The 19,367-nt window shown below is 71.3% G+C and carries 18 protein-coding genes and 1 pseudogene; 10 read left to right on the top strand and 9 right to left on the bottom strand.

The features are described from left to right. The first annotated feature begins 51 nt into the window (after positions 1–51). Positions 52–519, top strand: a complete 468-nt coding sequence (locus BIV23_RS20955) for a hypothetical protein (protein WP_071382436.1) — start codon at positions 52–54, stop codon at positions 517–519. A 5-nt stretch (positions 520–524) separates the two neighbouring features. Here BIV23_RS20955 and BIV23_RS20960 read toward each other — a convergent pair whose 3' ends face one another. Beyond that, entirely contained in the window at positions 525–2,135 is a 1,611-nt protein-coding gene (locus BIV23_RS20960; RefSeq protein ID WP_071382437.1) for a purple acid phosphatase family protein, read from the bottom strand. Positions 2,136–2,784: 649 nt separating this feature from the next. Between BIV23_RS20960 and BIV23_RS20965 the strand changes: the two genes are divergently transcribed. Further along, a complete protein-coding gene (locus tag BIV23_RS20965) occupies positions 2,785–4,524 on the top strand; it encodes an ABC transporter ATP-binding protein (RefSeq protein WP_071382438.1) in 1,740 nt (579 codons plus the stop codon). A 19-nt stretch (positions 4,525–4,543) separates the two neighbouring features. Here the strand turns inward: BIV23_RS20965 and BIV23_RS20970 are convergent, their stop codons facing one another. Continuing rightward, the gene (locus tag BIV23_RS20970; protein WP_071382439.1) at positions 4,544–5,209 is read right to left on the bottom strand and encodes a nitroreductase; all 666 of its coding nucleotides are present in this window, start codon (positions 5,207–5,209) and stop codon (positions 4,544–4,546) included. A 334-nt stretch (positions 5,210–5,543) separates the two neighbouring features. Between BIV23_RS20970 and BIV23_RS20975 the strand changes: the two genes are divergently transcribed. After that, on the top strand, positions 5,544–6,968 hold the full coding sequence (locus BIV23_RS20975) for an alkaline phosphatase family protein (RefSeq protein WP_071382440.1): 1,425 nt from the start codon (positions 5,544–5,546) through the stop codon (positions 6,966–6,968). A 154-nt stretch (positions 6,969–7,122) separates the two neighbouring features. Here the strand turns inward: BIV23_RS20975 and BIV23_RS20980 are convergent, their stop codons facing one another. Then, entirely contained in the window at positions 7,123–7,836 is a 714-nt protein-coding gene (locus tag BIV23_RS20980; RefSeq protein WP_071382441.1) for an SDR family NAD(P)-dependent oxidoreductase, read from the bottom strand. Between the two features lie 74 nt (positions 7,837–7,910). Between BIV23_RS20980 and BIV23_RS20985 the strand changes: the two genes are divergently transcribed. Continuing rightward, entirely contained in the window at positions 7,911–8,744 is an 834-nt protein-coding gene (locus tag BIV23_RS20985) for a helix-turn-helix transcriptional regulator (protein WP_071382442.1), read from the top strand. A 92-nt stretch (positions 8,745–8,836) separates the two neighbouring features. Here the strand turns inward: BIV23_RS20985 and BIV23_RS20990 are convergent, their stop codons facing one another. Both BIV23_RS20990 and BIV23_RS20995 read right to left on the bottom strand, forming a co-directional pair. After that, positions 8,837–9,109, bottom strand: a complete 273-nt coding sequence (locus tag BIV23_RS20990; protein ID WP_071382443.1) for a hypothetical protein — start codon at positions 9,107–9,109, stop codon at positions 8,837–8,839. Between the two features lie 324 nt (positions 9,110–9,433). Then, positions 9,434–9,961, bottom strand: a complete 528-nt coding sequence (locus tag BIV23_RS20995) for an NUDIX hydrolase (RefSeq protein ID WP_071382444.1) — start codon at positions 9,959–9,961, stop codon at positions 9,434–9,436. 177 nt (positions 9,962–10,138) lie between these two features. Between BIV23_RS20995 and BIV23_RS21000 the strand changes: the two genes are divergently transcribed. After that, complete coding sequence (locus tag BIV23_RS21000) at positions 10,139–11,236, top strand: barstar family protein (protein ID WP_071382445.1); 1,098 nt, start codon at positions 10,139–10,141, stop codon at positions 11,234–11,236. 23 nt (positions 11,237–11,259) lie between these two features. Here BIV23_RS21000 and BIV23_RS21005 read toward each other — a convergent pair whose 3' ends face one another. Further along, complete coding sequence (locus tag BIV23_RS21005) at positions 11,260–12,318, bottom strand: alpha/beta hydrolase (RefSeq protein WP_071382446.1); 1,059 nt, start codon at positions 12,316–12,318, stop codon at positions 11,260–11,262. A 328-nt stretch (positions 12,319–12,646) separates the two neighbouring features. Between BIV23_RS21005 and BIV23_RS21010 the strand changes: the two genes are divergently transcribed. The 3 genes from BIV23_RS21010 (at position 12,647) to BIV23_RS21020 (ending at position 15,528) form a co-directional block, all read left to right on the top strand. Then, positions 12,647–13,639 (top strand): PP2C family protein-serine/threonine phosphatase, encoded by a 993-nt coding sequence (locus tag BIV23_RS21010; protein ID WP_079173274.1) that lies wholly within the window; start codon positions 12,647–12,649, stop codon positions 13,637–13,639. Between the two features lie 688 nt (positions 13,640–14,327). Then, a complete protein-coding gene (map, locus tag BIV23_RS21015; protein ID WP_071382448.1) occupies positions 14,328–15,095 on the top strand; it encodes a type I methionyl aminopeptidase in 768 nt (255 codons plus the stop codon). A 190-nt stretch (positions 15,096–15,285) separates the two neighbouring features. After that, positions 15,286–15,528, top strand: a complete 243-nt coding sequence (locus tag BIV23_RS21020; RefSeq protein WP_245790591.1) for a hypothetical protein — start codon at positions 15,286–15,288, stop codon at positions 15,526–15,528. Between the two features lie 255 nt (positions 15,529–15,783). Here BIV23_RS21020 and BIV23_RS21025 read toward each other — a convergent pair whose 3' ends face one another. The 3 genes and pseudogenes from BIV23_RS21025 to BIV23_RS21035 all read right to left on the bottom strand — a co-directional run. Further along, complete coding sequence (locus BIV23_RS21025; RefSeq protein ID WP_071382450.1) at positions 15,784–16,242, bottom strand: DoxX family protein; 459 nt, start codon at positions 16,240–16,242, stop codon at positions 15,784–15,786. Positions 16,243–16,406: 164 nt separating this feature from the next. Continuing rightward, positions 16,407–17,489, bottom strand: coding sequence for a MerR family transcriptional regulator (locus BIV23_RS21030; protein WP_071382451.1), 1,083 nt, complete (start codon positions 17,487–17,489; stop codon positions 16,407–16,409). A gap of 120 nt (positions 17,490–17,609) precedes the next feature. Further along, a pseudogene (locus BIV23_RS21035) lies at positions 17,610–17,897 on the bottom strand (LysR family transcriptional regulator); the annotation flags it as partial. Positions 17,898–18,047: 150 nt separating this feature from the next. Between BIV23_RS21035 and BIV23_RS21040 the strand changes: the two are divergent. After that, complete coding sequence (locus tag BIV23_RS21040) at positions 18,048–18,383, top strand: hypothetical protein (protein ID WP_071382452.1); 336 nt, start codon at positions 18,048–18,050, stop codon at positions 18,381–18,383. Positions 18,384–18,413: 30 nt separating this feature from the next. Further along, a complete protein-coding gene (locus tag BIV23_RS21045) occupies positions 18,414–19,355 on the top strand; it encodes a hypothetical protein (protein ID WP_071382453.1) in 942 nt (313 codons plus the stop codon). Positions 19,356–19,367 lie beyond the last annotated feature (12 nt).

Genomic DNA, 19,367 nt, shown 5'->3' on the forward strand with positions numbered 1-19,367 from the left:
ATCGGGGGCTTCCCTGATGTACGGCGGTCGGCGCGGCACCATTCTGGCTGTATGACGAAGCGTCACCCGTACACACGCCGCCCGGCCCTGTGGCTGCGCATCTTTGCCACCTGCACCGTCGCAGCCCTTTGCGCCCTGACGGCCGCCCTGCCCGCCCAGGCGGCCGTCCCCGCCCGCTCCTCTCCACCGCCCGCCCGGAAGCCGACGCCGCCGGTCCCGTCCTGCCGGTACGGCGTTGGTGCGGTTCCGCTGCACCTCGGCCACTCGCCGGGCGGCACCGCAGCCGCACGGACGGTGGACGCCGACCACCGGATCTCCGCGGGCATCGACATGGACTCCCAGCTGCATCTGCGGCTCGTCGACCGGATCGACGCCATCGGCACGATCGATCCGGGCACCGCGATACGCACCAACGAGGCCTACATCACGGCGTACTTCGACCACTGGCTGCGCGGCCACCGCGGGAAGCTGCTGGAAGGGTCGTCGGCACAGTATCCCGACATGGAGTTCGTGCGCTGAGCGAGCTATCCCGCGTGGCCGTCGGAGCGCCTGCGGTGGAGGGTGAAGTTCTCGAAGACCGACAGCTCTCCGTGCGGCTTGTTCACGTTGTAGTACGTCACGTGCATCCGGGTGGTGTCGCCTGCGTGCCGGCCCGGGTCGACGGTGAAGGCCGCGAAGCCGTAGGGGTGTTCGACGTCACGGACGCCCATCCAGACGGCCTCCTCCTTGGTGTAGATGGAGGTGCGCTTGCCGTTCGCGCCGACTGCCGCGGACACCGCGGTGATCACTTTCCCGGTCCCGTCGGCGAAGAAGTTCTGGTTCGTGGTCCCCGAGACCCCTCCGCCGCCGAGGACCATGTGCACGGTGCCCAGCCCCGTGTCGATCGAGTCGGTGCTCCCGGAGACCGGGCGGGGCGTGAGTGTCTCACTGCCCGTGACGACTCCTCGGACCGCCAGCGAACGCTCGTAGTTGTGTTCGTGACCGCACAGGACCAGGTCCACCCCGTACCTGTCGAACAGGGGGCCGTACTTCTGCCGCAGGCCCAGGTCGGCGCCGTTCGCGTCCGTGGAGCTGATCATCACCTGGTGCATGGCGACGACCACCCAGTCGATGTCGCGGGAGGAGCGCGCCGCCTTCAGTTCCCTCTCCAGGAACGCGAGTTGGCGTCCGCCCGAATAGCCGCTGATGTAGACGTCGCCGCCGTCCTGGAGGCAGTTGTCGTCGTTCTGGAGCACGATCACCCGCACCGAGCCGACCGTGAACGCGTACCAGAGACCCGCGAGTTCCGCGTCGGTCTCGGTGGAGGGGAGGGAGAAGTAGGTCTGGTAGGCGCCGAGTCCGAGCGGGCCGTTGGCCTTCTCGATCTCATGGTTTCCGGCGGCCGGCATCCACGGGCGGAAGCGCGCCGAGCGGGTGTTGTTGGTGAAGAAGTTGTTCCAGGTGCGCACCCGGTCGACATCGAGATTGGCGTAACACAGGTCGCCGTTGAGCAGATGGAAGAGCGGTGCGACCTGTTCGATGCCGGTGACGATGTCCTTGGTGGCGGGCGTCGAGTTCGCGTCGAGGGCCGCGGTGCCGTTGGCCGCCCAGGTCACCTGCGGAGCGGACTGGTCGCCGAAGCTGGTGAAGGTGAACGGCATGCGTCCGCGGGGCGCGGTGCGGAACGAACCGCTGTCGGGCGTCGCCCCCGCGTGGGTGGCGAGGTAGAGGTAGTCGGTGCCGGGGGTGAGCCGGTTCAGCGAGGCGTGGTGGACGTAGACCGTACGGCTGGACGTGCCGTCGACGTAACTGACCGTCCGGGCCGCCGCGCTGGACCCGAACCCGTGCTCCAGGGTGCCGTAGTGGACCACGGGTCTGGTCACCGGTCGGTCGGTGATCCACGACACCGTCATCTGGGTCCGCGGGTCGGCCCCGAACGTCAGGTGGAGCCCCTGTACCGGAGGCGCGCCGGAGGAGTCCGCGGTGCGGTGCAGAGCCGGCGCGGTCACCGGGGCCGCCTGCGCCGTGCCCGCTCCCAGCAAGGGGGTGACGGCCGCGCCGGCCCCCGCGGTGCCGAGGAGGCCCAGCGCGTGGCGCCGGCTGACCCCCTCGGATACCTTCGACGCCCCGTCCGGTATATCGGCCTGTGTGGTCATGGAGCCCTCCCTGACGCGCAGTTGAGCTGACGACCACCGCACACTGCCGCTCCTCGACGGCGCCCGGGTGAACACCGCGTGGCTACCTGGTCATGCCGTCCGCCGGGCGGATTCGGATTCGGATTCGGATTCGGTAAGGGAATATAGGTCAACGCTCACCTTCCTTCTTGAGCGGGACACGGGGCGTCCCCGTACTCACAGGTACGACACAAGGCGAAGTCGGCCGCGATCAGCGTCGGTCGACTGCCCGTCATGAAGGGATACGAACGATGTCCTTCGCGAAGATCACACTGGCCAAGAAGGCCAAGAAGAAGGAAGCCGGTGCCGCCGGCAAGGCCAAGCACCACAAGAAGCACCACCGCAAGCACAAGAAGGCCGCCGCCAAGTAGCGGCGCATCGCGGAACACGACCACACAGGCAGACCGTGCCGGGGTCCGCACGCACCGCACAGGTGCGCGCCGGACCCCGGTACGCCGTCGGACCGGGCAGCGCCCAGGAAGCGTCGGCCATGCACACCGCTGCACCCAGCACCATGCCCGTGGCCGGCCCCGGGGCGGGAGCCACGGCCGATGTCCCGTCACCGTCTCCGTCGTCTTCCTCGCCCCCACCACCTTCGTGGCCCCCTTCCGTGCCTTCGGCTCCGTCGCGGATGCGCCATGCCCGCATCTCCCCGCTGGCCGCGTTCCGCACCTTCTGGCCGCTGGTCAGCGTCAACCGCGCGGCCGTACTGGTGTCGGCCGTGCTGCTGGTGGCCGCCGCCGGGTGCGACGCGGGCGCGATCGGCATCGTCGGGGTCCTCACCGATGACGTGCTCACCCCCGGCGACCTCACCGCCTTCTGGGGGCCCGCCGCCCTCTGGCTGGGGCTCGCCGTGGCCGGTGCGGGGGCCTCTGCGGCGGGCGGCTACCTCGCGGGCTGGACCAGCGAGCACTTTCTGCTCGGCCTGCGCGACCGTGTCTTCCAGCATCTGCAAGCGGTCCCTCCGGACGCCCTGGACCGCTTCGGCACCGGCGATCTGGTCGCCCGGCTGACCGGCGACATCGAGACCGTCGAGTCGCTGGTGGCCTCCGCGCCCGTCGAACTGATCACGTCAGCCGCCGGGGCGGTCGTGTTCGCGGTGGCGGCCTTCTGGACGAGCTGGCAGCTGGCTCTGATCACCTTGTCCGCCGCCCCGTTGATCTGGTTCGGCGCCCGATGGTTCGGCACGCTGATGCGCTCCGCCACCCGCGCCGAACGCGACAGCAACGGCCGCCTGGCCACCCTGCTGGAGGAGAGCCTCGCCAACATGCCCCTGGTGCAGGCCTACGGCCGGCAGCAGGCCGAGCGCGGCAAGGTGCACCGTGAGGGTCGCAACTGGATGCGGGCCGGGCTGCGGCAGATCCGGCTGTCGTCGGTGTACGGCCCGATGGGCGAGCTGGTCGAGACCGTCAGCGTGCTGGCCGTGATCGGCGCCGGAGCCTGGCAGATCTCCGAACACCACCTCAGCGTCGGCGGCCTGCTCTCCTTCGCCGCCTTCCTCGGCTATCTCCACCCCAAGCTGCAGGAACTCGGCGAGATCGTCGTCAGCGCCTCCTCCGCGACCGCGGCCTGCGAACGCCTCATCGAGGTGCTGCGCACCGGCACGGTCCGCGACGACGCCCCTCGGCCGGATGTCCCGCCGCTCGCCGAACCGGTGCGCGGCGCCATCACCTTCGAGGACGTCGGCTTCTCCTACCCGGGCAGCGGCGATCCCGTACTCGACGGAGTGCGACTCGACATCGCCCCCGGCCTCCTCGTCGCGGTCACGGGACCGAGCGGCACCGGCAAGTCCACCCTCGGCAAACTGCTGCTGCGCTTCCACGAACCGTCTCGCGGCCGCATCCTGCTCGACGGCCGGGACATCGCCGGACTCCCGGTCGACGAGGTGCGCCGACACATCACCCTGCTTCCGCAGGACAGCATGCTCTTCGACGGCACGGTCCGCGAGAACATCCTCTACGGCCGCCCCGACGCCACCGACGCAGACATGATCGCCGCCGCCGTCGCGGCCGACGCGCACGGCTTCGTCAGCACGCTGCCCGACGGTTACGACAGCCCCGCCGGCAAGCGCGGCAACAACCTCTCCGGCGGCCAGCGCCGCAGGATCGCCCTCGCTCGGGCCATGCTGCGCACGGCGCCCGTGCTGATCCTCGACGAGCCCACGGCCGGACTCGACGACGACTCCACGGCCCGGATCATGGCGCCGCTGCGCCGCCTCACCGCCGGGCGCACGACCTTCCTCATCACCCACGACCTGCGCCTGACGGCCCAGGCCGACCTCGTCCTCCACCTCTCGGACGGCACCGTCACCATGACGGTCCCGAGCCTGCCGGCGAGAACGGGACCTGAGCCGGAGCCCGAGGCCGCCTGAGAACGAGGGCGCCTCGCGGTCACTCGCCGATGAAGCTCACCGTCTCCGTCATGTCCGCCCGCCCGGTACGCAGCCGCGGCACGCCGTCCTTCTCGAACCCCACCGAGACTCCACAGAACAGCACGAGACCGTCGCCTGCTCCGACGGTCCGGTCGACCGTCTTGCGATACATGGTCCACATGACCTGGGGACAGCTGTGCAACCCTTCCGCCCTCAGCAACAGCATGACCGTCTGCAGGAACATCCCCGCGTCACCCCATTGACCGGGCCCCATCGTCCGATCGAGGTAACAGAACAGGACGACCGGCGCCCCGAACGCCTCCGAGTTCAGCGCAGCGATCTTCTTGGGCCTGTCGGGGTCGTCGCGCTCGATTCCGAGCGCCTTGTACCGCTGGGCGGCCGCGGCCGCGAAACGGTCCAGATACGGCGAGGCCAGTTCGGCCGGGTACATCGGATACTCCCGCTCGTCACCGGGGTCTCCCGCCAGCGCCCTGGCCGTCGCACGCCTCTTCAGTTCGGCCAGGGGCTCACCGCTCACGACGTACACATGCCACGGCTGGAGGTTCCCACTCGACGGAGCCCGCGTCGCCGCGGCCAGCACACGTTCGAGCACCTCTCTCGGCACCGGCTCGTCGCTGAACGCCCGCACGGCCCGTCGGCTGTCCACCGCCTCATACACGTCCACGTCTTCACGTCCTCCCACTCAACCGCAAACCGTCCCTACCGTATTCAGCGGTCACCGCCGGGCGTGCGCGCCGTCTTCGGCGCGAGCCGACCGGTCAGCCGCTCACTGATCCATGCAGCGGCCATCCTTTTCCCAACGGACGCCGACAACGGGGCAACGTGCGGGTGTGGGCGGTCACAGCTTGGTCAACCCCTTTCCGCCCGTTGGCCGCAAGTTCACCAATCACCCCTGATGTGCTCCTCTGTCCTGGGCAGAGAGTAATGGGCGGCCCTGCCCTTCGCCGGGGGCCGGGGCTGTCCCCACGGAATCCACTCTCGCTCAAGAAGGGGCATTCATGCCCGAGTTGACACGCCGTAGACTGCTCGGGGCAGCGGGCGCGCTGGGTGGCGCCGCGGCCCTCTCCCTCCTCCCGCCGAGCGTCCAGAAGGCCGTCGCCTCCGGACCCCCCGCGCACGGCTCGCTGCACGACATCGAACACGTCGTCATGTTGATGCAGGAGAACCGCTCCTTCGACCACTACTTCGGCACGCTCTCGGGTGTCCGCGGCTTCAGCGACCCGCACGCTCTCCGGCTCGGCACCGGCCGCAGCGTCTTCTACCAGCCCGACGCCAAGAACCCGAAGGGCTATCTGCTGCCCTTCCACCTCGACACCCACACGTCGAGTGCTCAGGCCATCCCGTCCACCAGCCACGCCTGGTCCGTCCAGCACGAGGCGTGGAACAACGGCAAGATGGACCGGTGGCTGCCCGCGCACCGCAAGGCCGACGGCGTCAACGGCCCCTACGTGATGGGCTACTACACGCGCGAGGACATCCCCTTCCAGTTCGCGCTCGCCGAGACCTTCACCATCTGCGACAACTACTACAGCTCGGTGTTCGGCCCCACCTGGCCCAACCGCCTGATGTGGATGACCGGCTCGATCGACCCCGACGGCACCCACGGCGGTCCGGTCATCAGCAACGACGCGCCGACGCCGTACCGCTGGAAGACGTACGCCGAACGGCTCCAGGCCGCCGGTGTCAGCTGGAAGGTGTACCAGCAGGACGACAACTACGGCTGCAACATGCTCGAGCAGTTCGCGGCCTTCCAGAACGCGCGACCCGGCTCGGAGCTGTACGAGCGCGGCGTACGCAAGCGGCCCGCGGGCACCTTCGAGGACGACGCCCGTCACGACCGGCTGCCTGCCGTGTCATGGATCATGCCCACCAGCTACCAGTCGGAGCACCCCGACTACCTCCCCGCGGCCGGCGCGGACTTCGTCGCCTCGAAGATCGAGGCGATCGCGTCGAACCCGAAGGTGTGGCGCAAGACCGCGTTCATCCTCAACTACGACGAGAACGACGGCCTGTTCGACCACGTGGCCCCGCCGACCCCGCCTCGCGGGACCTCGGACGAGTACATCCACGGCCTGCCGATCGGTGGCGGGTTCCGCGTCCCGGCCATCATCATCTCGCCCTGGACCGTGGGCGGCTGGGTCGCCTCCGAGGCCTTCGACCACACCTCCGCCTTGCGGTTCCTGGAGCGGTTCACCGGGGTGAGCGAGCCGAACATCAGCACCTGGCGACGGGCCACCTTCGGCGACCTCACCACCGCCTTCCGCTTCCGCGACGCCCGCTCCAGCCCGCCCCGACTCCCCCATGACACCGCCGAGCAGCTGCACAGGGCGAAGCAAGAGGTGGCCACGCTGCCGAAACCGAAGCTTCCCGGAGCCGCCCAGTCCTTCCCCCGCCAGGAGAAGGGCCACCGTCCGCACCTCTGAGAACGGCCCGACCACTCAGCCCCCGCCGCCGACAACGGCTGGGGCTGACCGGCGTTCCACGCCGGTGTCGACGTGCCGGTTCGGCGCGTCGGACGCGCCGACCGGGGCGCGAAAGGCGGTCGCGACCGTTGCGACAAGGGGCGCGTGCCGCCGTTCACCAGGGCACCTGCGTGCCGTCCCAGGAGAAGAAGCCGCCGGTCGGCCCGTCCTCCGGCAGCAGCGCCAGCCGTACGGCGCCGCGTGCGCCCTCCTCCGGATCGCCGCCCCGGGCCCTGGCCCGCGGATTGAGGTCGGTGGCCCGGGCTCCGGGGGCGAGCGCGTTGACCTTGAAGGGCTCGCCGAGAGTCTGGGCGTAGAAGACGGTGAGCGCGTTCAGTGCGGCCTTGGCGGAGCGGTAGGCGGCGCCGTATCCGTTGCCCGGGGTGAACTGGGGGTTGGGGCCGGTGCTCCAGGACAGCGATGCGGTACCGCTGGAGATGTTCACGATGCGCGGCCGGGCCGAGCGGCGCAGGGCGGGAAGGAAGGAGTTGGTGACGGCGACGACGCCGAAGACGTTCGTCTCGTAGGTCTGCCGGAGGTCCGTGAGGCCGGTCTCGGCGGGCGGGTCGAGTGTGACGGCGACACCGGCGTTGTTGACCAGCACGTCCAGCCGGTCGACGCGGGCCGTGGCCCGTGCGATGCCCTCCGCGTCCGTGACGTCCAGGACGAGCGGCCGGGCACCGGAGCCGATCTCCGCGGCCGCGGCCTCTCCGCGTCCCGCGTCGCGGGAGCCGACGTACACGGTGAAGCCCTCGGCGGCGAGCAGGCGGGCGATGTGGTGGCCGATGCCCTTGTTGGCACCGGTGACGAGTGCTGTGCGATCGTTCATGACAGCCACGGTTCCCCGGCCGGCACCGCCCTGCCAGGGATCACCTGTACCTGGCAGGACGAGGAGGCAGCGTCATGGCGAGGCAGGAACTGGCCCGCTACCTGCGGGAACGCCGGGCGGCGCTCAGCGCGCGGGAGATCGGTCTGCCGGAGGGCGCCCCGCGCCGTACGCCCGGACTGCGCCGGGAGGAGGTCGCGGAACTGGCGCACATGTCGGTCGACTACTACGTCCGGCTCGAACAGGCTCGCGGCCCCCGCCCCTCACCTCGCGTCCTGGACGCGCTCGCCGGCGCACTGCGGCTCGAACCGGCCGAGCGCAGTCATCTCTTCCAGCTCGCCGGTGCGGCCGCACCGCCTGCCGCACGACCCGTGCGTCATGCGCGGCCGCAGGTGGCGCGGCTGCTCGAACGGCTGCCCGGGACGGCGGCGATCGTGACCGACGCCGCCTACGGTGTGGTCGCCTGGAATCCGGCGGCCCGGGCTCTGCTCGGCGACGACCTGGCCCGGCACACGACCAATCTGGCCCGGCGGCGCTTCCTCGGCGCGGGGCGGACGTACGAGACCTCCAGCACACGGGAGTTCGGGTCCATCGCGGTGGCTCGGCTGCGCCGGGCGGCCGAGCGCTACCCGCAGGATCCACAACTCGCTCTGCTGTTGGAGGAGTTGCACGCCGGGAGCGCGGAGTTCCGCAGGATCTGGCAGACCCACCCGGTCCATGCGCCCGGTCACCGGGCCAAGACCCTGGACCATCCCGAACTGGGCAGGCTGCGGCTGAACTGCGATGTGCTGCTGGTACCGGAGGACGACCAGGAGGTGGTCCTGATCACCGGCGCCCCCGGCTCACGCTCGGCCCGCGTCCTGGAGTCCCTGGCCGTCGCCGCCACCCCGGTCGCCCGGGAGACCACGTAACACCGGCTGGTGTGACGAGAGCAGGCGCCCCTTGTGTGCCGGGGTGCCGCTCAGGAGGGTTCTTCGTCTGCGCGGCGGGCCCGGAGGGCGCGTCACGGGGCGTCCCCGGCCCAGTCGAAGCGGCGTCGGTCGCCGGGGCGCGGAGCGTATATCGCCCGGCCGCCCGCGCCGAACCGCCCCAGCTCGGTGGCGAGGGCGACGCCGGCACCCATGTCGTCCGGCGTCCGGCCGGTGATGTCCAGCAGCAGCCCGTCCAGCGGGCCGCCGACCAGTTCGACGTAACGCTGTCCCGGCCGCGGGCCCGGGTCCTCGTGGTCCCGGCCGTAGACCCGGCCGCGCAGCAGCTGTTCATCCTCGCTGTCCATACGACCAGCCTCGCAGCCACTACTGACAATGCGGGTGGCCGACGCCGTCGCCCCGCCTGTCGCCGTTGACCGCAGTGGCCTGCCCGGGCCGGCGGTCCTCCGGGAACATCCGCAGGGTGTCCGGGAGTTCGGCCGCACGGTCGTACCGTGCCCGGTGCGCCGGTCCGGCCGCCACCGCGGCCCGAGAACTCGCGGAGCACGGTGGACACGAGCTTCTCGCCGCGGCTCGGGGCACCGCCCGGGCCGGCACGGACGAACAGTTCGAGATCAGCCCGACCGTTCCGCTCGGCGGCATCACGGCACGTCGGTGGGTGGCGCGGCGGCTCACGCCGGGGCGAGGCCCTCACGGAGGCAGACGACCGTCTCCCGGGCGGCCGCGGTATGCAGGGCTCTGAGGGTTGCTGCGTGAGCGGCGGGCAGCAGCCGGTCCAGGCCGTCGAGGCCGGCGAAGGTGTGGGCGTCGTGCTCGGGGCTCAGCCGGATCGAGGTCTGCTCGTCGAGGACCCCGCCGTGGAAGTAGCAGTCGAGGACCGGTCCCGTGCCGCCGACGTCGACCCGGTGGTCGATACCGATGAGTCTCGGCACGACACCCAGTTCCACGCCCGTCTCCTCGTACATCTCCCGGTGGGCCGCCGTACGGGGATCTTCACCGTGATCGAGCATCCCGCCCGGCAGCCACCACGTACCGGCACCCGGTCCGTCCGGTCCGTAGCGGAGCAGCAGGACCCGGCCGCCGCTGTCGTGCACGAGGACGCACGAGCCGATGAGCGCCCGGGGCTGTGTCCTGACCCATTCCTCGCGCGGCAACCACGCCCCGGCGGTCGCGTCCACGGATACGTCACGTGCTGTCATCGGCACCCTCCGAGATCACCCTGCCCCGTCGCACCCACCCGCACGCCCCGACTTCCGGGTGACAAGCAGAACGCCTGTCGCACCGCCTCCGAGAACCGGTGGAAAGCAGACTCCTGCAGCGGCGTGCGCTCGGTGTCCTGGACGAAAACGGCTTCGCCGCCGAGCTTCGTCTCCGGGATGATTCGTCGCGTGAACGAGGTCGGACGCCGTCGCCAGCACGGACGGTACACGCTGAGGGACATGGAGAGTGACCACGTCTGGGGCGTGTGCGCCACGGTGGACGGGCTCTTCGGGGAACCCCTGCGCGGAACCTACGAACTGTTCGGCTGGACTCCGGAACGCGCCGAGTCGCGCGGCTGGATCGGCAGCCGGGTGTGGCTGGTGCCGGAGAACGCGGACCTCGGCCCGTGGCTGCTGGAGGACGTACTGAGCCGGGGCCGGCCCGCGAGGACGGACAGCGTCGTCCTCACCGGATCGGACGACTACGAAGGCCCGCCCGAGGGGTACACGGGCCCCGTCCGCGTGCATGACGAGCGCCGATGGCTGGGCGCCTGCCGGGAATTCGTCCGCATCCTGCCGCCCGACCGGGCGCCCCGCTCCCTGGTCCTGCGAGGGCTCGCGCAGAGCGAGCGGCTGCGGGCGGCGCTGGCGAAGGGCACCCGGCGGGCGCTCGACCTGGAACAGGCCGCGCTGGAGATCCACGACGACCTGGGCGAGCCGCTGACCGAGCTACTGCTGTGGACCTCGGTCCGGGCCTGGCACCCGTCCGCCCACGGGCCCGATCTGATCGACCTGGAACTCGACGGGGCGTTGTTCACACCCGTTCCCGAGCACGCCCGGTCCGTCTGGGAGTGCCGCCTCGCCGGACCGCCCGACGCCCCGGGCGCCTGGGCCGGTCTCGACACCCGCCGCCGTGACATCTGGCTCGATCTCGTCCGGGACCGGGCGGGCCGACGCGCTTCCGGTGACCGGCCGGCCGGTCACGCCTACACACTCGACGGCCGTCACATCACCGACGAACCGGGCCTGTACCTGGCACTCGGCGAGGCGGTGAACGGGCCGGGCGGCTACTTCGGCGGCTGCCTGGCCGCGCTGGACGACTGCCTGCGCGGCCGGTTCGGTTACACCGCACCGGCGACCCTGCTCTGGCAGGACGCCGCGACGGCCCGCGCCCACCTGTCCCGGACGCTGACACCGGACGGCGCGCACCGCGACGGCTTCGCCGACGTGCTCGATGTCCTGGCCGAGGGCGGCATGCACGTCACCCTGGCCTGAACGACAGCCCCCAGGGGGCCTGTTCAGGCCTTCGGTGCGGTGGTGTGGCGGCTCAGGAAGGTGAAGGCCGCCGGGTACAGGCGCGTCCAGGTGTTGTAGTTGTGGCCGCCGCTCGGCAGCACCATGGTCTGTGTCCGGACCATCGTCGCGGCGGCTTCCTTCACGAACTGCTGGATGTAGTGAGGCGGGCTGAGCCGGTCCTCGGCCGATGTGGCCAGGAACAGGTTCACCACGGCCTTGCTGCGCTTGACCATGTACGTGGGGCTGGTGCGTTCGCGGGAGACCGGGTCCGTGACCACGCTCGTGTCACCGGTGAGCGGGTCGGGATCCAGTGCGGCACCCGAGCCGAAGACCTTCGGGTACGCCAGCGGGAGCCGCGCGGCGCAGAAGCCTCCTGTGGAGAAGCCCATGAGGCCCCACCCCTTGGGTCCGGCGATGGTACGGAACTTCTGGCTGATCAGCTCCGGCACGTCACGCGCCATCCACGTGGCGACCTTCCGGTTGGGCTGGTCGGTGCAGTCGGTGTCGACACCGCCCGGGTCGACCACCGGCATGGCCAGGATGAAGGGATGCGCGGCGCCCGATTTGACCACGTTCTCGAAGTCCCCCGGCATACCGCCGTGCTCCAGCCAGGAGGCCGGGCTGCCCGGCACGCCGTGCAGCAGCATCACGACCGGGAAGCGCGTGTGACGGTACTGCGGCTGGTTGTACTGCGGCGGCGTCCAGACGATCACCTGCCCGGACAGCTGCGAGTGCTTGCCGCGGAAGTAGGTGTCCAGCACTCCTGTGTCCGTGTGGGTGAACTTCGCGCGGTCGGCCGGCGGGCCGGGCATGGCGACGGCGGCTCCGTTGTCGTTGCCGAGCAGATCGTCCCACGAGGCGTACAGACCGTAGTCGTTGTTGATCCAGGTGGCCATCACCGAGATCGCGGTGAGCTGACACAGACCGATCATCACCAGCCGTAGCACCCACCGCACCGTCTGGGGTCCTCTGAGCCGTGACCAGAGCGCCATGGTGCCGGCCACGCACACGGCGGTGGCCACGATCAGCAGGACGAAGAACGACGTCCCGGTCAGGCTCATGGGCAATCCCCCCAGCAGGTGAATCTCAAACGGTTGCGGCCTCGCCACGGAACCACAGGTGAGCGCCGTTGATGAAACCGTTACCAGGGCGCGGTCGGACACCGTGGACCAGCAAGAAAACCGCTTCGCGATCAACTGGTCAGACGACTGTCGGCGCCCGCGCGTTCCACCGTTGAGCCGGGTCGTGGTGCTGTCGCGTGCTTATGAGGGGCAATGGGTACGTCTGCGATGATGTGCCGTGCCGGTCGGACGTGAGGGGGAGGGGGCGGGGGACGTGTCCGTGCAGCGTCGTCGATCGAGGGTGCTGTCCGTGTTGCCCTTCGCGGTCATGGGCGCCGTGGCGCTGGCCGACATGGCGACCGGGCCGTCGCTGGGTTTCCTGCCGCTGGTGGCCGTGGGGCCCGCGTTCGCCCCGCTGGTGGGCGGCTGGCGGCGTACCGCCTGTGTCGGCGTGATCGCGCTGCTGCTGTGCTTCGCGCTGGGCTGGTACGACGGCATGACCGCGCCGCGCCGCGGGCTGATGATCGTCGGCTCTGTCATCGGCGTCACCCTCGCCGGCCTGGTGGCCGTGTTCCTGCGCCGCGAGCGGGAGGCCGAACTGGACAGTGTCCGGTCGATCGCCGAGGCCGCGCAGCGGGTGCTGCTCAAGCCCGTGCCGAAACTCGCCGGCCGGCTACGGGCGGCCGTCTCCTACACGTCGGCCGTGGCCGAGGCCCGGATCGGCGGAGACCTGTACGAGGTCGTCGCCGCACCGCAGGGTGTGCGGGTGATCGTCGGGGACGTGCAGGGCAAGGGGCTGGAGGCGGTGGAGACGGCTGCGCTGGTCCTCGGCGCGTTCCGCGAGGCGGCCCTCGACGAGGCGGACCTGGTGGAGGTCGGCGGCAGACTGGCCCGCTCCGTCGACCGGCAGCTCGACGGCGAGCGGTTCGTCACGGCCATCCTCGCGGAGGTGAGCGCCCACCAGGTCACGTTTCTGAACTTCGGCCATCCCGCCCCGATGCTGGTCCGCGACGACGGCACCCTGGACATGCCCGAACCGGACTCCTACGCGCTGCCGCTCGGCCTGGGCGCGCACGGCACCGCCGACCCGCAGCCGTACCGCACAGCCTTCCTGCCCGGCGACCAACTGCTGCTGTACACCGACGGCATCATCGAGGCCCGCGACCGCGGCGGCCATTTCTACCCGCTCGCCGAACGCGCCCATCTGCTCAAGGACCACGATCCCGAGACCGCCCTGGAGACCCTGCGCCAGGATCTGCTCCAGCACGTCAGCGGACCTCTCCAGGACGACGCCGCGATGTTGTTGCTGCGCTACCGGTGAGGGCCGGCCGTCCGGACGTACTGAACGGTCACCACGCGCGGCGGCTACGACCCGTGAGGCCCGGCGGGCACGGCAGTCGCGGTACGCCCCCGCAAGGGTCCGGCCGGCATGGCGTCCGCCGCTGAGGAGAACCGGTGGCCAGGCCCGCGTCACCCTGACGCAGGCCCGTGCGGGGCGAGGGGCGTCAGGCGCGGGCCCCGGGGATCACGTCGTATGTATCGATGGCGGCGCGGCGGCCAGGGCCGCGACGGTGAACTGCACGTGTCGCCGGACGAGTCGGCGGACGCGTGCGCGCACGACCCGGACTGGCAGGAATCGGCACTCTCGGCCCGCGACGCGGGCGCCACCACGCCCTGTGTCGCGACCGCGGCCGGCACCTCGCCTCGTTTCCCGGGTCCTGCACCATGCGGCCCACGCGGAATTCGTGCCGCCGCTCACCTGGTGGAAGGCATCCACGTCGGCGGGACCGACATGGTCGGCCGGACCATGCTGGACGCGGCTGCTTCGCCCAGGCCTGTCCCGCGCTCCGCCGCCTCCGCCAGGCTGCGGCTGCCACGCGCTCGGCGCAGCGGTGCGCCGAACCGCTCGCCACGTTCCCGTTCCCGCGGCGCCAGAGGAGTTCTCACCATGACCGTGATACTAATACCGGTATAAGTATTGGAACAACGTGCTGCGGGGAGTCACGCACATGGTGGAGATCAAGACCGATGCCGCATTGGACGCGATGCGCGAAGCCGGGCGTGTGGTGGCCCGCGCCCTGGCCGCAGCCCGATCGGCAGCCGGCGTGGGGGTGTCCCTGCAAGCACTGGACGAAGCGGCCCGGTCGGTCCTGGCCGAGGCCGGAGCCGGCTCCCCGTTCCTCGGCTACCGGCCGTCCTTCGCCCCCGTGCCCTTCCCGGCCGTGATCTGCACGTCCGTCAACGACGCCGTGTCACACGGCATCCCCACCGGCTACCGGTTGCGCGACGGCGACCTGCTGAGCATCGACTGCGGCGCCGAGCTCGACGGCTGGACGGGCGACGCGGCCATCACCTTCACCGTCGGAACGCCACGCCCCGGCGATCTCGATCTGATCGACGCCACCCGGCAAGCCCTCGACGCCGGCATCGCCGCCGCCCAGGTGGGCGCTCGCATCGGCGACATCTCCCACGCCATCGACACCGTGGCCCGCAAGGCGGGCTGCGGCATGCCGGCCGACTTCGGCGGGCACGGCATCGGCCGCCGCATGCACGAGGACCCTCATGTCCCCAACCGTGGCCGCCCCGGGCGTGGCTTCCCCCTGCGCCACGGCCTGGTCCTCGCCATCGAGCCCATGCTCATGGCCGGCGGGCAGAACACCTACCGCACCGACATCGACGGCTGGACCCTGCGCACCACCGACGGCAGCAGGGCCGCCCACATCGAGCACACGGTCGCCATCACCGACCAGGGCCCCCGCATCCTGACCCTGCCCTGACACCTCCCGGACGCTGCCGGTTCGAGGGCGCCCACGCTTCTTCGTCGGCGCCCCGGACCGGCAGGAGCCGACCCGCATCCGCTGGTCAGCCTTCGCCGCGCCGTCGGCATCGCCACCCATCGCCGACCACCCGATCGGCCGGTGCGTCCGGCGCTTCTCGCCGTGCTCGCGGCGTTTACGATCCGTGCCCGTGGCAGAGGTACCCGATGAGTTGATCAAGCTGGAACAGTGCGCCGAGGAAGAGCGTGCGAAGCTCGCCGGGCTGGGCGGTGAGGAGTACGAGGCGCAGTTGCGTCGCTGGCGCGAGGCGGCCGAGGCGGTGCATGCAGCTGTCACCGCGTTCGCCGCGGCCACCGGAACCAGCCGGTTCGAGGTGGAGAAGTCCGTGAAGGAGGCCTTGCGGCACGCCCATGAGGATCCGGCCGTCGAATAGCGGGCACGACGCCGGTCCCGGTCGGGACAGGTGGCCGACGACAGCCCGCTCGTGCCCCTGCGCCTGCCCTCAGGTTCCGAGGGGCTCCACGTCCCCGGGGCCGGGAAGGCGGTCAGGGCGGAGACCCCGAGCGTGGCGGCCGCGGTCCACCGACAGCCGGCGCGCGCATACTCAGCCGCGCCTGAGTATGCGCGCCGGTCGGCGTGCGCGTGCCGTGTCTGGGGTGGATGGCACGGCACGTTCCGGCGGGGCTGGCTACGCGGTGGGTACCGGTGCCGCGCCCTCGTCCGCTGTGGTGATCGCCTCCCTCTTCACGAGCGCGTCGAGCGCGTAGGCGCCGGGGCCGAGGCAGGCGATCAGCAGGAACGTCCAGCAGAACATGACGGCCGGCTCACCTCCGTTGGCCATCGGGAACAGCGCGTGCGGCTGATGGACGCTGAAGTAGGCGTAGGCCATGGAGCCGGAGCAGATGACGGCCGCCGCCCGGGTGAACAGGCCCAAGGACACCAGGACACCACCCACCAGCTCGATGACCGCCGCCCACCATCCGGGCCACTGGAGGGTGGGCACCGTGCCGCCGCCGTGGGAGCCGCCCAGGACCCCGAACAGGGACGCCGCGCCGTGGCAGGCGAAGAGGAACCCGGTCACCAGCCGAAACACGGCCTGCACGAGTGGGCGCGCGGTGCGTAACGTCGATGCGAGCGAGAAGTTCATGGGGGTCACTCCTCAGTTCGGGGAAACCTGACGCCGTACTCAGGATCTCTACATGGACATGACACTCCACATCTAGCGCGGCGCGCAGGTACGCACCAGCCGCGGAAAGCTCTGGATTTCCTCTGAGCGGGGCGCGACATCCCGGAAGGTGCGCGCCCGTGCCGCTACCGCCTGCGCTCCATGACGTCCGCCACCACACAGCTGACGTTGTCGGGGCCGCCGGAACCGTTGGCGAGGGCGATGAGGTCGCGAACGGCCTGGTCGGGCTCCGCCGACTCGGCGAGCACCTGGCGGATCTCGTCGGCCCGTACGACGCTGGACAGACCGTCGGAGCAGAGCAGGTAGCGGTCGTCCGGGCGGGCGTCGTGCAGGCGCATGTCCGGGGTGCCGTCGGCGCCTGGGCCCAGCGCGCGGACCAGCAGCGCCCGCTGGGGGTGACAGGCGGCCTCCTCCGGTGTGAGACGCCCTTCGTCGACCATCGACTGCACCAGGGTGTGATCCTGGGTGATCTGGAACAGCTGCCCGTCACGCAGGAGGTAGACCCGCGAGTCGCCGATGTGCACGAGCGCCATCTGCCCGCCGGTCCAGAGCATCGCGGTGAGGGTCGTCCCGCCCGCCTGTTCGACGGAAGAGGCGGTGCCGACCACGCCTTCCACGGCCTGCCGGGCCCGGTCGACGGCGTCTTCGAGGAGGTTCAGGAGGTTGCCGGCCGGGATGCCTTCGGTCTCCAAGCCCTTGAGCGCGTCGACGGCGGCCCTGCTCGCGGGCGCGCCCGTACGGCCGCAGCCGTCGGCGACGGCGAGCAGGTGTGCGTCGGCGTAGGCGGTGTCCTGGTTGCCGTCCCGGACGAGGCCGGCGTCGGAGTGTGCGGCGTACCGGATCTCCAGGGGGTTGGCGGACACGGTCATGGTGGGGTCCTTCCAGCTCAGATGGTCGATGAGGAAGGTGGCGAGGTCTCGTCGTGCGGCCGTGTCGGCCTCCACCCGGGCCCAGAACGCCCGGATCTCCCGTGCCGCCTGGTCCGCCTCCAGCGTGCAGACGTGCCGGATGCGGGCCAGGGGCATACCCAGCCGCCGCAGCCAGGCGACCAGCCGGGCGCGGTCCAACTGCTCCGGTGCGTACAGGCGGTAGCCGGTCACCGGGTCGACGCGAGCGGGTGCCAGCAGGCCGAGTTCGTCGTAGAGACGCAGTGCCTTCGGGGAGAGCCGGGACGCCTTCGCGAACGCCCCGATGGTCAGCAACTCCATGCCTCGCCCCTCCTCGTACCGGGCGCCTCGCCCGGCCCCACCGATGCTGTGGCCTCCCCCAGGGTGAAGGTCAACCGGCCCGCTCCGACCGGACCATGGCGCACGAACGCAGGGCATCGCTCAGGTCCGGTAGGCGGCCTTCGCGAGCACGACGAAGGAGTCGGCCAGCGGGTTCGAGTCGCCCTCGTTCGTCGCCACCACCACGCGGCTCGGCGGCATGCCGGCCAGCGGGACCACGGTCAGCTCCGCGGGGAGTTGGTGGCCGAGCGGGGCCATGCCGACCGTGCCGTTCCAGAGCACGGCGTGCAGGCACTCCTGGACGGCGCGCACCACCGGCCCCTGACGGGACCGGCCGCCGTTCCAGTACGTGCGCCACGCCTCGTCGGTGTCCTCCGGGAACCGGAACCAGTGGGGGGTGTCGGGGATCCGGGGCCCCCTCCTTCACCTCGTGGCGTCGGATGCCCAGGTACCTCCTCGCCGTGCTCCTCGGGGCGGAGCACGTCGTGGCGGCGCGACGCGGCGGCGCGACGCGGCGTCCGGGCTGCCGCGACCGGCAGCATGTCCAAGCCGTTCTCGCCGGCCGGGATGCGCCTCTCCCACCGGGTCACCCGTGCCCATCTCGCCATCCTGGGCACCTGGGTGTCCGGCCGCGACGGCATCCGCTACGTCCGCCCCGCCTCGGGCACCACCGCCCTGCTGCGCTACGACTCCCCCATCGGCTCCTACGAGTTCTGCACCCGCCTGCGCTGGAGCGGACCGGCGTTCTGTTCACCCCCGGCGCGGCGTTCGGCATCGAGCACACCGTGCGCATCGGCTTCGCCGACGACACCGGGACCCTGCGCACCGGGCCTGCGCCTGGTCGCCGCGTTCCTGGACCATCTCGCCCGGCCGTGAGCCGCCACGCGCACCGGCTATCGTCTCGGCATGCGACGTACGGACATCACCCGGGACGACGGCACATGGAAGGGTCTGTCCCTGGAGGTGACGGGACGCCGCCGGCCCGGCCTGTGTCTGTTCAGCGCCGGGCGGCGCCTGCTGCTCGTCCAGCAGTCGCGTCCCGTACTGCTCGCCGCCGTCGACGAACAGTACTGCGGCGTGGATTTCTGGCGCACCGACGGCTACCGCTCGCTCCTGCCGCCGTTGCGTGCCGAGACGGGGCGGGCGCTGGCCGGTGGCCCGGATCGCTGGGCGTACCGCTTCGCCGACCACTTGCTCGACGCGCCCGACAGCCCGCTCCACGACGGCCGTTGGCTCCTCTCGCCCGACAGCCCGCTCCTGCGCTGGAACCACGGCCGGCGGCCGCAGGCCGAATACTGGGCGTCCATGCTCGTCGAGGGCCATCCGGACGGGTACATCGACTGGTTCGTGCACAACGGCTCCTGGGAGATCCTGCCGCTGCGCCCGCTGCCCGAGACCGACGACAGCCGGGTCCGGGCCTACCGCAAGCAGGCGCGTGACGGCACGCTCCCGCCTGTGCTGCTGTGGTGGGTCAGCGGCCTGGACTGCCATCTGGTCCTGGACGGTCACGCCCGGCTCGCCGCCGCGATCGCCGAGTCGACCGCGCCCTCGGTGCTGCACCTGCACCGCACCGCCCCGAGCGACGAAGTGGCCGCCGGCACCGAGCGGGCGGTGCACCGCTACGAGGCCGAACTGGCCCGGTTCGCCGAGTTGCGCGCCGCCCACGGCTCCGCCGTACCCGACGGTGCCGCCCTCGCGGGACCGGAGCTGGCCCGCCGCCTCGGCGAACTGCACACGGAGCAACGGCCGAGCTGGGCCTGGCCGCTTGACGGCGGAGAGGCCCGATGGCGGTGCCTGGCGGACGAGACGGCCGGCCGCCGGTGGCCCGAGGGTTCGTCACCGGCGTGACCGCGACGCGCG

Source organism: Streptomyces monashensis (genome assembly GCF_001866665.1).
GTDB lineage: Bacteria > Actinomycetota > Actinomycetes > Streptomycetales > Streptomycetaceae > Streptomyces > Streptomyces monashensis.